The following is a 13,347-nucleotide window of genomic DNA, read 5'->3' as shown; positions in this document are numbered from 1 at the left end:
GTACACAAAAGCATTGAAATATGCAGCAGGGGATCAAATAATGAAATTTTCTATCAAAACACTTTCACTGGCGCTTGTTGCCGTAACTGCCAGCTTCAGCGTGGCTGCAGCAGAAGACTCTTCGGCATCTGCTTTATCGTTTAGCGGTACTGCAGCGCTGACTTCAGATTACCGTTTTCGTGGTCTGACCCAAACCTTTAATGATCCTGCAGTACAGGCCGGTTTCGCACTGTCACATGCATCTGGTGTATATGCCGGGGTGTGGGGCTCGAATGTCGATTTCGGCGGTACGGCCCATTTAGAGCTGGACCCATATATCGGTTATGCCACAACCTTAGATGGATTTGCGAGCAAGCCATTACTGGATGTGGGCTTATGGTACTACGCTTATCCAAGTGAAAGTGATTTAAACTGGTTAGAAGCCTATGCAAAACTTGGCTTTAATGATGTGCTGGTCAAAGATGCCAGCTTGCTCACCGCAGTGAACTACAGCAATGACTTTTTAGGCGCAGATTTAGATGCCTGGTATTTCAATGCTACCTATAGCGTGCCTTTTGGTGCGACCGGTTTTGGTGGAGTGGCGGCTTTAGGCTATACCGTGGCAGATGAAGAGATTTTTGGTGATGATGACAGCTATGTGGACTGGAAATTGGGCGTAACTTATGCCTTTGCCGGTGTTGAAGGCTTAACTGCAGAACTGGCTGCGGTGGGTTCAGATATTGACTATGGTCCAGGCACACCCGATGCGGTTGAACGTGGCGTAGAAACAGGCGCAGTCGTGACATTGACCAAGGCATTCTAATTTAAGGCTTCACATTGAAAAAATAGCCCATTTGAAATGGGCTATTTTTTTAGCTTGTTTTTAATGATGCGTTTTATGGGCTGGACTGCGCCCGATAAGACAGCGCTTCCGATAAATGAGCAGTTTGAATCTCGCTACTTTCGGCCAAATCGGCAATACTGCGCGCCACTCTTAAGACCCGATGATAGGCGCGAGCCGACAGGTTTAAGCGCTGCTGGGCCAGATCCATCATGTTCTGTGCTGGTGTGGCTAAGGCAGCAAACTGTTCCAGCTGTTTTGGACTTAAGTTCATATTCAGCATACCTTGGCGTTGCATTTGCCGTTCATAGGCCTGAATCACCCGCTGGCGAACCGTATCTGAGTTTTCCACCGCAGTTTTATCATGTAACTCATGGGCCTGTAATGGTGGTACATCAATATGCAAATCAATCCGGTCCAGGAGTGGGCCAGAAATCCGGTTCTGGTAGCGTTTAATACTTTCTGCGGAACATTGGCAGCGAATATCCTGATTAAATGCATAGCCACACGGGCAGGGGTTCATCGCGGCAATCAGCTGGAAACTGGCCGGAAAGGTAATCTGCCGCGATGCCCGGGAAATTACAATTTCCTTGGATTCCAAGGGCTGCCGCAATACTTCCAGCACTTTACGGTCAAACTCCGGCAGTTCATCTAAAAACAGCACACCTAAATGGGCCAGGGTAATTTCGCCCGGTTTTGGATGTGAGCCACCACCGACCAGCGCAATCGCTGAAGCGGTATGATGCGGGGCGCGAAATGGCCGCTGTCCAAAGCGATGCGGGGTATTGGCAATTGAATAAATACTGGCAACTTCAAGATTTTCCTGCATATTCAGGGGCGGCAAAATACTGGCCAGACGTGAGGCCAAGAGAGTCTTGCCTGTACCGGGTGGACCTTTAAAGAGCAAGGAATGGCCACCGGCAGCGGCAATTTCCAGGGCACGCCGAGGTCGCAGCTGTCCTTTGACATCCGCCAGGTCAAAAGCATAGCGTTCCAAGCGGGTTTCCGAGCTTGCTGCAAAAGGCTGTAGGGGCGCAGCCTGCGCCAGATGCTCACAGACCTGTTTCAGATGACTGGCCGCAAACACCTGAAAGTCGGGCAATTGTGCGGCTTCCTGTGCATTGGGTTCCGGTAATACCAGTTGATGGCCGGCCGCCTGACAGGCAATGGCAATACTTAAAGTGCCGGTGACCGGGCGTAACTGGCCATCCAGCGCCAGTTCACCAATAAATTCCAGGTTTTCTGCGGCCTGTTCGGGCAATTGTCCGGAAGCAATCAGAATGCCTAAGGCAATCGGTAAATCCAGACGCGAACCATCTTTGGGCAAATCGGCCGGAGCCAGATTAATGGTCAAACGTTTGGTGGGAAACTGAAAACCACTGTTAATAATGGCCGAGCGGACCCGGTCTTTACTTTCACGGACCGCGGCTTCGGCCAGACCGACAATGGTTAAGGAGGGCAGACCCTGACTTAAATGGACTTCAACTTCAATAGATGGGGCATTCAGTCCAAGCAGACCCCGCGTATAAATTTTGGCAAAAGACATTGTTGTTATGTTCCGTTTTGGTGCGTTATTTTTGGTCGTTATGCGTCTTTTGTTGCACTAAGAAGGTGCTTATTCTTTGTTCAAAATCTTTTGTTCGAGTGCTTCTACCTGCTGCAGCAGTTCATTTAAACGAAGATTGGCATTATTCAGTGCAGTGCGCTGACGGTCCAGCTCTTCTTTGGACACCAGATCCATTTTGCTGACGGCTTCGCTTAGCAGGGCACGCAGGTTATGTTCTAAGTCTTTTTTCGGTTGATCGACCTGTTCTAAGATGGCCTGTAATAAGGTTTCTATCATAATAAATTCCATTCCAGTGGACTGAAAAGCGCAGTGTAGCATTGCTCTGGCCCAGACTATAGTGTTTCAGATGAAATATGGTTTTATTCGATGCCGGAGATCGTAAATCTCTACAGAAAAATGTTTATTTTTTGAAGATTGGTGCATGAGAAAGGTATAAAATAAGATATAAATAAATCACATGCCGTAACTTCTAATTTCCCCCGACCTTAGGAGTTTTGGCATGAAATTTGAACATAAAACCTTACTGGTGAAATAAGCCGAAGGAAAACACACATGAAGCTCGTAACTGCAATTGTAAAACCCTTTAAATTAGATGACGTGCGTGAAGCACTGTCAGAAATTGGTGTTCAAGGGATCACTGTCACTGAAGTCAAAGGCTTCGGTCGTCAGAAAGGTCACACTGAACTGTATCGTGGCGCAGAATATGTTGTTGATTTTCTACCAAAAGTGAAAATCGAAATCGCCATTAGTGATGAGATGGTGGATTCAGTGATTGAATCAATCACCCGTGTAGCAAGCACCGGCAAAATCGGTGACGGTAAAATTTTTGTGACGAATCTGGAACAGGTCATCCGTATTCGTACAGGTGAAACAGGTGCAGATGCTGTTTAAGTAATTGGCACGAAGTTTGCTGAGTACCTAATAACTCACAAAAACTAGGTTGGGGGATACGAATGAAAAAAATGCTACTTGCGCTCGGCCTGTCCGGCGCGCTTTTGGGTGGTTCTGTTACTTGGGCTGAAGAAGCCGTAACAGCGCCAACTCCTTCAGAACAAATCACAGTAAATGATACTGTGGAACCTGCGCTTATTGAATCAAGCGATATCATCACTACAGAAACTGCTTTACCTGAAGTGGCAGCGGCTGAAGAAGAAGCCGTGTTAGACACTGGTGATACCGCTTGGATTCTGGTCTCAACAGCACTTGTCCTACTCATGACCATTCCGGGCTTGGCCCTGTTCTATGGCGGTATGGTGCGCAAGAAAAACGTCCTCAGCACCATGGCGCACAGTTTTGTTGCGGCCGCAGTGGTCAGTCTGGTCTGGGTAATTATTGGCTATACCTTGGCCTTTGGCGAAGGCAATGCCTTTATTGGCAGCTTGGACAAGTTCATGCTGGCCGGTATTACCACCGATGCCTTGAGTGGCACCATTCCTGAAATTCTGTTTGTGATCTTCCAGATGACCTTTGCGATTATTACCGTGGCCATTATTAGCGGTTCGATTGCAGAGAGGATGAAATTTGGGGCCTTTGTTGCGTTCATTGCCATCTGGGTGGTGGTGGTCTATGCACCTATTACCCACTGGGTCTGGGGTGGCGGCTGGTTAGGCAATGATGGCGCGCTGGATTTCGCTGGTGGTACCGTGGTACACATTAACTCTGGTGTGGCTGGTCTGGTGGCTGCCTATATGCTGGGCAAACGTATGGGCTTGGGCCGTGAATCGATGGCACCGCACAACCTGACCTTAACTGTGGTGGGTGCAAGCTTGCTGTGGGTAGGCTGGTTTGGTTTCAATGGTGGTTCTGCGCTGGGCGCCAATGGTTCAGCAGGTTATGCTTTAGTGGTGACTCAAGTTGCCGCAGCTGCAGCCGCACTGGCCTGGTTAGTGACTGAAAAAGTGGTCCGTGGTAAAGCCTCTGTATTAGGCGGTGCTTCAGGTGCCGTGGCTGGTCTGGTGGTCATTACCCCGGCAGCAGGTTTTGTCACCGTCGGTGGTGCCTTAGCCATGGGTCTGATTGGTGGCGTGGTCTGCTTCTGGGGGATTACTGCACTGAAACGTGCCCTGAAAGCCGATGACTCTTTAGATGCCTTTGGCCTGCATGGCGTGGGTGGTATTGTAGGTGCAATTTTAACCGCCTTCTTTGCCAGCGAATTCATTATGGGCGATGCGGCACCTGCCAGCCTGATGGGTCAGCTGTGGGTGCAAGTGGAAGGTGTGATTGCCACCATTGTGTACTCTGCAGTATTAACCTTCATCATCCTGAAAGTGATTGATCTGGTAATTGGTATCCGTGTTGAATCTGATGATGAACGCATGGGTCTGGATTTAAGCCAGCATGGTGAACGGGTTGAATAATCTTTCAGCAGCATAATCAATATATTGTGTAAAACAGCCCAAAAGGGCTGTTTTTTTTCTATATATTGCGTAAAACTCTACAAAATCCTGTTTTTTTGCTACACTCTCAAATCAACTGGATTTGTTCAATTAAACCACTATGCATTGTCCATTTTGCAACGCCGCAGACAGTAAAGTGATTGATTCACGGCTGGCAGCTGAAGGCTGTCAAATTCGCCGACGTCGTGAATGTATTAGCTGTGGTGAACGTTTTACCACCTTTGAAAGTTATGAAGTGGTGATGCCACGCGTCATTAAATCGGACGGTAAAAATGAGCCCTTTGATGAAGCCAAACTGCGCCGTTCATTGATGCATGCCTTGCAAAAACGTCCCGTGACTCAGGAACAGATTGAAACGGTACTCAGTGATATCCAGCTGCAAATCCGCCGTCTGGGCGAACGTGATGTTAAATCACGCACCATCGGGGAAATTGTCATGCAGTCTTTATTCTCGCTGGATCATGTGGCCTATGTGCGTTTTGCTTCGGTGTATCAGGACTTTCAGGATGTGGAAGCCTTCCGCCGTCAAATTGAACAAATGCAGCAACGTGAATACTAAGCTCAACGCGCAAGAGTGGTGACATGTCCGAGTTAACTCAAGACCAAATCTGGATGCAGCGTGCCATTGAACTGGCACGACTCGGACAGTACTCGACCAAACCGAATCCGAATGTGGGCTGTGTGCTGGTTAAAGATGGACAGCTGGTGGGTGAGGGCTATCATCCGCGTGCCGGACAGCCACATGCCGAAGTATTTGCCTTACGTGATGCCGGCGATGCCGCCCGCGGTGCAACCGCTTACGTGACTCTGGAACCTTGTGCGCATTATGGACGTACCCCGCCTTGTGCCAAAGGTCTGGTCGAAGCCGGTGTGGCCAGAGTGGTAGTGGCCTGTCCTGATCCGAATCCGCTGGTGGCTGGTAAAGGCGTGCAGATTCTGCGCGATGCCGGAATTCAGGTGGAGGTAGGCGTGCTGGAACAGCAGGCGCATCAGCTGAATCTGGGCTTTTTAAAAGCCATGGCCACGGGTCAGCCTTATGTCCGCTTAAAAGTGGCGTCAAGTCTGGATGGCCGTACTGCCATGGCCTCCGGTGAATCGAAATGGATTACCGGCAATCCGGCCCGTCTGGATGTGCAGCACTGGCGCGCAATTTCAGCAGTGGTGATTACCGGGATTGAAACCGTACTGGCCGATGACTGTCAGCTCAATGTCCGCCAGCTGGCGATACATCAGGACATCAGCAGCATTGTCCAGCCGAAACGGCTGGTGCTGGATCGTCAGGGACGCTTGCCCTTAACCGCCAAAATGCTCGAGCAGCCGGACAGTGTGATGGTGATGGGTCCGTATCGGGCCGAGCTGGAAGCGCTGGGCGTGATCCAGCTCGAGGTTCAGCCTTTGGATCAACTACTTCGAACTTTGGTGCAGCAGTATCAGCTGTATGATGTGCTGATTGAAGCCGGTGCAACATTATCGACCGCCTTTTTACAGCAGCAATTGGTCGACGAAGTGATCAGTTATGTGGCTCCGACCCTGTTAGGCCGGTCTGCACGTGCCATGTTTCAGGCAGAATTTGAGCGTATGGCACAACAACTTCGATTTAAACTTTGCGACGTCACTCAATTCGGTGATGATGTGCGCTTAAGGTTAACCCCTTCTCAAGAGACGTTATGAATTCAGAGTCTACGGTTTATCACAAACGTCGTCACGCCGCACGTACGACAGATGAATATCTTTTCCATCAGCTGGTTCCTTATCTGGGGAATAAACGTCGTCTGTTACATCTGATTCTGGAAGCGCTGGAGCAGACCGGCACCCTGAACAAAGGCGGCCGCGCCCCGATCTTCGCTGACTTTTTTGCCGGTTCAGGCGTGGTTTCACGTCTGGCCCGACAAAATGGCTATCGGGTAATTGCCAATGACTGGGAACCGTATAGCCATGCGCTGAATCATGCGATTTTGGCTTGTGTGGAAGCACCGGCGTTTAAAGAGCTGGGCGGTTATCAGAAAGCGATTGATTATTTAAACCGTTTGCCAGAAGTCAAAGGCTGGGTCACGCATAACCTGTGCCCACGCAATGATGAAATTTATGATCCGACCCGCGACCGTTTATTCTTTAAACGCCGTAACGGGATGCGTATTGATGCCATCCGCCAGCAGATTGCCACCTGGCAGGCGCAAGGCGCGATTGATGATGTCGAGATGAGTGCGCTGCTGGCGCCTTTGCTGTATTCGGCCAGTTTTGTCAGCAACACCTCCGGGGTCTTTAAAAGTTTCCATCATGGCTGGGGCGGTAAAACCCAGACTGCACTGGAACGGATTGAATCTTTACTGTGGTTAACTCCAAGCCGCTTCTGTGAAATTGGTGATCCGAAACGTCCGGCTGCCGAAATGTGGTGTGTTGATGCCCAGCATCTGGCCAACCAGATGAGCGGTTTTGAAGTGGATGTGGCGTATTTAGATCCGCCGTATAACCAGCATGCCTATAGCAGTAACTATCATGTGTTAAATGCCTTAACCTTATGGGATCAGGTCGATTTACCAACCCCGGATACCAAAGGCTTTAAGAGCGGCATTGACCGTGCTTGGCGCAAAGAGCGTCCGAGTCCGTATAACTCGTCCAAGCACGCCAAAGAAGCGTATGAGAAACTGTTAGAAACCATTAATGCACGTTATATCCTGACCAGTTACTCCACCGATGGCAATATCAGTGCAGTGGATTTGTTGCAGGCCAATTTAAAACGTGGCCGGGTCAGCCTGTTAACCCAGGATGTACCGCGTTACCGGGTCAGCAAGCAGCGTCAGTCTGAACGCGCACGGGTACTGGAATTTATTGTGATTACCGATACCCATGCCAAGTCTGGCCCGCCAATCCGGCAGTTGCTGGGGCAGTTGCATCACTTTGCCGAGCTGGGCGGGGTCGATACCAGCGGTGTTAGCACCCAACTGGCCTTGTGGTAAGCACTAGAGACAATAAGAGAAAAGACTATGTTTACAGGAATTATTGAAAGCGTGGGCAAAGTGGACAGCCTGCAAAGTGTCGGTGGTGATGTCCGCCTGCGTATTCAAACCGATCTGGATATGTCCGATGTGCATCTGGGGGATTCGATTGCCACCAACGGCATCTGCCTGACCGTGATTGAGTGGGGCGATAACTGGTACGCGGCCGATGTGTCACGGGAAAGTTTAAACCGGACTACCTTAGGTAACTGGAAAGTTGGCCAGCCGGTGAATGTGGAAAAAGCCATGTTACCGACCACCCGTTTTGGCGGGCATATTGTTAGTGGCCATGTCGATGCGGTCGGTGAAATTACCTTGGTGCGTGAAGATGCGCGTTCTTTATATTTCGAAGTGACTGCACCGGCTGAAATTGCCAAATATCTGGCCGAAAAAGGTTCGGTGACTGTAGATGGCATCAGCCTGACCATTAACCATTTACGTGGCAGTGTAATCAGCCTGAACCTGATTCCGCATACCGCAGAGCGTACCAATATTGGTACCTGGAAAACTGGCAGCAAAGTCAATCTGGAAGTGGATGTTTTGGCGCGTTATATCGAGCGTTTACTGCTCGGTGAAAAAGCCGCAGAAACCACGGCACAGTCAAAAATCAGCATGGACTTTCTGGCCGAAAATGGTTTCTTAAAATAAGTCCTGACGCTGCTGTACAGAACAGTCTGATTGAAAAAATTAGACTGTTTTTTTATTTTTAGCGATAATTCAGGCTGCGCGAAACAGAGTAACTTACGTTGGTTAAGTGTAGATGATTGATTTTTTGCTAAATTTTGAACAGTGGCTGCCTGTGTTGCTCAACAACTATGGGGTCTGGATTTATGCAATTTTATTTTTAATTATCTTTGCGGAAACCGGTTCGGTATTTATGTTTTTCCTGCCGGGAGACAGTCTGCTGATTGCCATTGGCGCCTTATGTTCAACCACCGATGTGGTGCATTTACACTATATGGCGATTTTGCTGTGCCTGGCCTCCATTGTTGGCTATAGCGTGAATTACTATACCGGCAAGGTCTTGGGGCTGAAGTTTTTTAATGACCATTCGCGCTATTTCAAACCGGAATATATCGTCAAAACCAACCGCTATTTTATGAAGCATGGCGGTAAAACTATTCTTATTGCCCGATTTATTCCTTTTGTCCGTTCTTTCGCGCCGTTTGCCGCCGGTTCCGGACATATGCCCATCGCCAGCTTTACGGCCTATAACATTGCCGGTGGTATTATCTGGATTGTGTCTTTATTGGTCATCGGTTACGGGCTGGGTAATATCCTGTCGTGGCTGGGGCATATTTTTTAATAGCAACAGTGCAGAGAAACCGCATGCACAAAAAAGCCCACGCGGGGTGGACTTTTATCTTGCGGGGAGAAATTCGCTGACCTTAGTGCTTGATCACTGTGACAGAGGTACCGCCTAAACGTGGACTGGCTTCTGCAACCGGTGCTAAAGAAAATGTACCTTTTTCAGCTTCTTTGGTCAGGTAAATATAAAGCGACTGGAAATCTGCACGGCTGATTAATAAATCCTGAGCAGTAATATGCCATTGTTCACCACTATGCAGATGGTCAATTTTGCTCGATATTTGTGTCAAGATACCCATTTTAAACCCTAATTATAAAAATAATTTTTACTTTAAAAGGCAGCAGTACTGCTATTCAAAGTATGACTATCTTGTGACAAAAATATTTCACTTTCATGACGCTTGGGCGAGAAATTCTGCCTCACACCCGATTGATCTTTCAGATGGGCCGGTTTAAATCTGCATTTACTGACACCGTACCGGGTTTTTCACGCCAGAAGGCCGACATTTAGGCCTCTTTGGAAAATTGGGAATGTTTTAAAATATATTCAATTTCTTCCTGGGCAGCGGCTTGTAGCTGGCTGCGGAACTGTTGTACTGCTTCTTCAATCCGGGTTTCGGCTTCCAGTTCCAGACGTACCCGGACACTGTCGAGTTCCGACAGAATCTGTTCATCGGCAATACGCACGCCTTTGGCAAAATTGAAACTGCCATTTTCCGGATTTTTTTGATAACGCGCAGTGTAGTCCAGAATCTCCTGATCCAGCTGGGTGCGTAAACTGGCCAGGGTTTCGGTCTGCGCGGCAAACTGTTGCAGTTCATCCTGATACAGAGCCTGCGCATACGCGGCCTGATCGGCGCGTTGTTGGGCCAGACGTTGCTCCAGCATCTGCTGGCGGCGAATACGCGCTTCTTCAATTAACTGGATTTTCAGTTCGGCATAGGCCTGATCAATTTTCTGAAAGGACTGTTGCTGTTGCTGCTGATCGTACTCTACCCAGCGTTTGAGGTCGCTGTCCGGTTGCAGCACCTCGCTAATCCGATGCAGGTCATCAATAAAGGTCTGACGCACAGCTTCAGGCGCAGTTAACCAGCGCTGTTTAAAATCTGGACCAACATTTAATGCCACGCTGCATCTCCTTTGGGGTGGTTCTATAATTTGTGGGTTTGCGGCTCAATACCTAAACGACGATATTGTTTATATTTTTCCCGACCAAGCTGTTTGGCGGTTTCATGATTTTCAATGATTTCGATAATGTGACTAAATTTGGCGAACTGTTCAAGAGCCTGTTCGTTAAAATTAAACACAATCCAATCATTTTCAGTTGGTAACTGCGCTGAAATACAGACCTGGGCCGTAGGCTCATCAATACCATGTGGAATAAAACTGCTGGCATCAAAGCTCCACAGCCGTTCATCCAGCGCCCGTTGCAATGCCGGGTCTGCGCTATACAGCCAGATGCGCTGTGGTCCACGCAGGATTTTCCGGCATAAACGGCAAGTGCTGTCCACTTGCCGTTCAGGACTTTTTTCAAACAGATAAAAGCTGACTTTAGCCATGCTGCTCTGCACGGTTGGCCAGGAATTGCATCAGTAGCGGTACCGGACGGCCTGTTGCACCTTTATGGGTTCCTGAATTCCAGGCAGTGCCGGCAATATCCAGATGCGCCCAGCGATAGTCACGAGTAAAGCGTTGCAGGAAGCAGGCTGCAGTCACAGAACCGGCTTTTGGACCACCAATATTGCCAATATCGGCAAAAGGTGAATCTAATTGTTCCTGATAGTCATCAATCACCGGCATACGCCATACGCGGTCAAAACTCTGCTGGCCGGCCTGGGTCAGTTCCTGTGCCAGTTCATCATCTGGTGTGAACAGACCGGTTAACACCGAACCGAGCGCAATCACACAGGCACCGGTTAAGGTCGCCACGTCAATGACCAGTGCCGGGTTAAAACGCTGGATATAGGTCAGCGCATCACACAGCACCAGACGGCCTTCAGCATCGGTGTTCAGGATTTCGACAGTCTGACCGCTCATGGTGGTGACAATATCGCCCGGACGGGTGGCTTTGCCCGATGGCATATTTTCCGCTGCGGCAATGGCTGCCACCACATGAATCGGCAAGCGTGATTCACACAGCGCACGTACGGTCCCCAAGACTGAGGCTGCACCGCACATATCGAATTTCATTTCGTCCATGCCAGCACCCGGTTTCAGGGAAATACCGCCGGTATCAAAGGTAATACCCTTACCGACCAGTACAATAGGTGCCTGCTCAAGATTGGCCTTGTATTCCAGGGTAATCATGCGGCCCGGACGCTCGGAACCCTTGCTGACCGCAAGGAACGCACCCATGCCCAGGTCAGCCATATGCTGTTCATTCAGCACGGTTACTTTGAGTAAATCCGGGAATTCTTCTGCCAGTGCCAGTGCCTGATCAGCCAGATATTCCGGGAAGCAGATGTTCCCCGGACGGTTGCCTAAATCGCGGGCAAAATTCTGACCAGTATGTACCGCTTCAATAAATTTCAGCTGATGGGCAGTTAACGGGCTTTGTGTGGCAATCAATTGAATCTGCGCTAATACAAATTCATTCTTTTTGGTTTTAAATTCATCAAAACCGTAGGCGGCCTGGGTCAGGCTCAAGGCAAAAATATAATGCAGTTCTTGTGGCAGGACTGATAGATCTACCGCAATACTGCTAAATTTCTTCTGTGCGGTTTTTACAATGGTTTGCGCCAGTTTGGCCAGTTTAGCCGGCTGTAATTCGCTGCTTGAACCAAGGCCAATCAGCTGGCTGAATGCCGGCAAGTTGTCCTGTGCTGTCAGGCTTAAGCTTTCATTAAAGCCGGATTTAAATTGTACGGCCTGGGTGATGCTATCTAAATTTTTGATTTTATAGTGATCTGCGGTTGTGCGAAGGGTATTGGCATCGACCAGAATAAATAAAGCAGCTGCGGTGACATTGTCTTGGTATGTCGGATGAATCGTCAGTTTCATATGCGTTATATAGGCCTTTTAAAATTTTAAAACCATTAAACCATTGAAACATTTTCATGAATAGAGTTTCAATGTGAAACAACAGTATAGGTTTTATATTTTCAACATTCGGGTAAACTATCGCTAGTTTTATTCCCTCGTTTTCTGGAAGCATTAATTTGATTATTCGGCGTTATCTGGTCAAGCAAGTTGTGTCGACATCCTTGGTTGTGATTGCCTTATTGACCTTGATCATGATGGGTGGCCGGCTGATCAAGTATTTTGGCGTCGCCGCGCAGGGGCGTCTGGATGCGGGGATTCTGTTTAGCATTATTGGCTACCGTCTGCCGGAATTTTTAACCCTGATTTTGCCACTGGGCTTTTTTATTGGCCTGATGCTGGTGTTTGGCCGGCTTTATGTCGATCATGAAATGGCAGTGTTAAATGGCAGCGGTGTCAGTCGTAACCAACTGGCACGTTTATTAGTCCCGATGACGGTGGTATTTCTGGCGGTGCAGGCCATGCTGATGGTTTGGGCAGCACCGTGGGGGATTCGCCAGTTTGAAGAATTGACCACCAATCAGGCGGTCCGTACCGGTTTCGATCTGGTGCGGCCAAAAGAGTTTATTTCTTCGGGGCCCTATACCATTTATGCCGGCGACCTGTCAGAAGACCGGCGTAATCTGAAAGATATTTTCTTCTACCAGCGTGCTGACCGTCCGGGCAAACCGGATATCATGATTCTGGCCAAAGAGGCGACCCGGATTGAACTGTCCAATGATCCGGCCAATGTGGTCGATCTGGTCGAAGGGCGCCGTTATGAAATTTATCCGGATCGTCCGCAGTATTCTCAGGCTGAATTTGCCAGCTATCGTTTGCGTCTGGAAAGTGATCAGGAAGCCAAATTCCAGAGCACCGAAGTGGAAGCCCTGCCAATCGGGCAATTGTGGGATAACCGTCAGGACCCGGTGGTGGCCAGTGAGCTGGGCTGGCGCATCTTCGTACCGTTTTCAATTCTGGTGGCGCTGCTGCTGGCGGTGGCTTTATCAGAAGTCAGTCCGCGTCAGGGACGTTATTTAAAACTATTTCCGGCCCTGCTGATTTTTGCCAGCCTGATTGTGGCGCTAATGGCGGTCAAAACCCGGATCAGTAAAGAAGAAATGGGTATCTGGGCCTATCCGCTGGTGCTGATGGTCTATGCCATTGCGGCGGCGCTGTTCTCGCGTAAACAGAAACTGGCACCCAAAATCAAGAAACAGATTCAGCGAGTGAGGTCTTAAT

General features: G+C 49.0%; 15 protein-coding genes. 9 read left to right on the top strand and 6 right to left on the bottom strand.

Annotated features, from left to right (window positions below; translation table 11 throughout):
• The first annotated feature begins 37 nt into the window (after positions 1-37).
• Positions 38-802, top strand: a complete 765-nt coding sequence (locus FTT89_RS07525) for a TorF family putative porin (protein WP_171526192.1) — start codon at positions 38-40, stop codon at positions 800-802.
• A 73-nt stretch (positions 803-875) separates the two neighbouring features.
• On the opposite strand, the gene FTT89_RS07520 is transcribed toward FTT89_RS07525, so the two are convergent.
• The gene (locus FTT89_RS07520) at positions 876-2,366 is read right to left on the bottom strand and encodes a YifB family Mg chelatase-like AAA ATPase (protein ID WP_075167834.1); all 1,491 of its coding nucleotides are present in this window, start codon (positions 2,364-2,366) and stop codon (positions 876-878) included.
• Between the two features lie 69 nt (positions 2,367-2,435).
• Positions 2,436-2,663, bottom strand: coding sequence for an accessory factor UbiK family protein (locus FTT89_RS07515; RefSeq protein ID WP_005181545.1), 228 nt, complete (start codon positions 2,661-2,663; stop codon positions 2,436-2,438).
• Between the two features lie 276 nt (positions 2,664-2,939).
• On the opposite strand from FTT89_RS07515, the gene glnK reads away from it, so the two are divergent.
• From glnK to FTT89_RS07480, 7 genes are all read left to right on the top strand, one after another.
• Positions 2,940-3,278 (top strand): P-II family nitrogen regulator, encoded by a 339-nt coding sequence (gene glnK, locus FTT89_RS07510; RefSeq protein WP_004650081.1) that lies wholly within the window; start codon positions 2,940-2,942, stop codon positions 3,276-3,278.
• A 62-nt stretch (positions 3,279-3,340) separates the two neighbouring features.
• Positions 3,341-4,744 carry an ammonium transporter gene (locus FTT89_RS07505; RefSeq protein ID WP_075174920.1) on the top strand — a complete coding sequence of 468 codons (1,404 nt, stop codon included), beginning with the start codon at positions 3,341-3,343 and terminating at the stop codon, positions 4,742-4,744.
• 139 nt (positions 4,745-4,883) lie between these two features.
• The gene (gene nrdR, locus FTT89_RS07500; protein WP_005181550.1) at positions 4,884-5,342 is read left to right on the top strand and encodes a transcriptional regulator NrdR; all 459 of its coding nucleotides are present in this window, start codon (positions 4,884-4,886) and stop codon (positions 5,340-5,342) included.
• Between the two features lie 23 nt (positions 5,343-5,365).
• Positions 5,366-6,454 (top strand): bifunctional diaminohydroxyphosphoribosylaminopyrimidine deaminase/5-amino-6-(5-phosphoribosylamino)uracil reductase RibD, encoded by a 1,089-nt coding sequence (gene ribD / locus FTT89_RS07495; protein ID WP_168370312.1) that lies wholly within the window; start codon positions 5,366-5,368, stop codon positions 6,452-6,454.
• Positions 6,451-7,740 carry a DNA adenine methylase gene (locus FTT89_RS07490; RefSeq protein WP_005181555.1) on the top strand — a complete coding sequence of 430 codons (1,290 nt, stop codon included), beginning with the start codon at positions 6,451-6,453 and terminating at the stop codon, positions 7,738-7,740. The genes ribD and FTT89_RS07490 overlap by 4 nt, the downstream gene beginning before the upstream one ends.
• A gap of 27 nt (positions 7,741-7,767) precedes the next feature.
• Complete coding sequence (locus FTT89_RS07485) at positions 7,768-8,427, top strand: riboflavin synthase (RefSeq protein ID WP_005181557.1); 660 nt, start codon at positions 7,768-7,770, stop codon at positions 8,425-8,427.
• A 112-nt stretch (positions 8,428-8,539) separates the two neighbouring features.
• The gene (locus FTT89_RS07480; RefSeq protein ID WP_180108484.1) at positions 8,540-9,085 is read left to right on the top strand and encodes a VTT domain-containing protein; all 546 of its coding nucleotides are present in this window, start codon (positions 8,540-8,542) and stop codon (positions 9,083-9,085) included.
• An 82-nt stretch (positions 9,086-9,167) separates the two neighbouring features.
• On the opposite strand, the gene FTT89_RS07475 is transcribed toward FTT89_RS07480, so the two are convergent.
• From FTT89_RS07475 to FTT89_RS07460, 4 genes are all read right to left on the bottom strand, one after another.
• On the bottom strand, positions 9,168-9,386 hold the full coding sequence (locus FTT89_RS07475) for a hypothetical protein (RefSeq protein WP_005181560.1): 219 nt from the start codon (positions 9,384-9,386) through the stop codon (positions 9,168-9,170).
• Between the two features lie 208 nt (positions 9,387-9,594).
• Positions 9,595-10,215 (bottom strand): hypothetical protein, encoded by a 621-nt coding sequence (locus FTT89_RS07470; RefSeq protein WP_016659708.1) that lies wholly within the window; start codon positions 10,213-10,215, stop codon positions 9,595-9,597.
• 23 nt (positions 10,216-10,238) lie between these two features.
• Positions 10,239-10,646, bottom strand: a complete 408-nt coding sequence (locus tag FTT89_RS07465; RefSeq protein WP_180108485.1) for a DNA polymerase III subunit chi — start codon at positions 10,644-10,646, stop codon at positions 10,239-10,241.
• Complete coding sequence (locus FTT89_RS07460; protein ID WP_168396712.1) at positions 10,639-12,087, bottom strand: leucyl aminopeptidase; 1,449 nt, start codon at positions 12,085-12,087, stop codon at positions 10,639-10,641. Before FTT89_RS07460 ends, FTT89_RS07465 begins: the two co-directional genes overlap by 8 nt.
• Before the next feature lie 158 nt (positions 12,088-12,245).
• Between FTT89_RS07460 and lptF the strand changes: the two genes are divergently transcribed.
• Entirely contained in the window at positions 12,246-13,346 is a 1,101-nt protein-coding gene (gene lptF / locus FTT89_RS07455; protein WP_005181567.1) for an LPS export ABC transporter permease LptF, read from the top strand.
• Position 13,347: the final 1 nt, after the last annotated feature.

The sequence above is a fragment of the Acinetobacter sp. YH01025 genome (genome assembly GCF_013420185.1).
GTDB lineage: Bacteria > Pseudomonadota > Gammaproteobacteria > Pseudomonadales > Moraxellaceae > Acinetobacter > Acinetobacter indicus.
This window is presented reverse-complemented; position numbering and strand designations above follow the sequence as displayed.

Coding starts and splice junctions, on each gene's coding strand:
- FTT89_RS07520 (WP_075167834.1), bottom strand. CDS start 2,366: ATGTCTTTTGCCAAAATTTATACGCGGGGTCTGCTTGGACTGAATGCC.
- FTT89_RS07515 (WP_005181545.1), bottom strand. CDS start 2,663: ATGATAGAAACCTTATTACAGGCCATCTTAGAACAGGTCGATCAACCG.
- glnK (WP_004650081.1), top strand. CDS start 2,940: ATGAAGCTCGTAACTGCAATTGTAAAACCCTTTAAATTAGATGACGTG.
- FTT89_RS07505 (WP_075174920.1), top strand. CDS start 3,341: ATGAAAAAAATGCTACTTGCGCTCGGCCTGTCCGGCGCGCTTTTGGGT.
- nrdR (WP_005181550.1), top strand. CDS start 4,884: ATGCATTGTCCATTTTGCAACGCCGCAGACAGTAAAGTGATTGATTCA.
- ribD (WP_168370312.1), top strand. CDS start 5,366: ATGTCCGAGTTAACTCAAGACCAAATCTGGATGCAGCGTGCCATTGAA.
- FTT89_RS07490 (WP_005181555.1), top strand. CDS start 6,451: ATGAATTCAGAGTCTACGGTTTATCACAAACGTCGTCACGCCGCACGT.
- FTT89_RS07485 (WP_005181557.1), top strand. CDS start 7,768: ATGTTTACAGGAATTATTGAAAGCGTGGGCAAAGTGGACAGCCTGCAA.
- FTT89_RS07480 (WP_180108484.1), top strand. CDS start 8,540: ATGATTGATTTTTTGCTAAATTTTGAACAGTGGCTGCCTGTGTTGCTC.
- FTT89_RS07475 (WP_005181560.1), bottom strand. CDS start 9,386: ATGGGTATCTTGACACAAATATCGAGCAAAATTGACCATCTGCATAGT.
- FTT89_RS07465 (WP_180108485.1), bottom strand. CDS start 10,646: ATGGCTAAAGTCAGCTTTTATCTGTTTGAAAAAAGTCCTGAACGGCAA.
- FTT89_RS07460 (WP_168396712.1), bottom strand. CDS start 12,087: ATGAAACTGACGATTCATCCGACATACCAAGACAATGTCACCGCAGCT.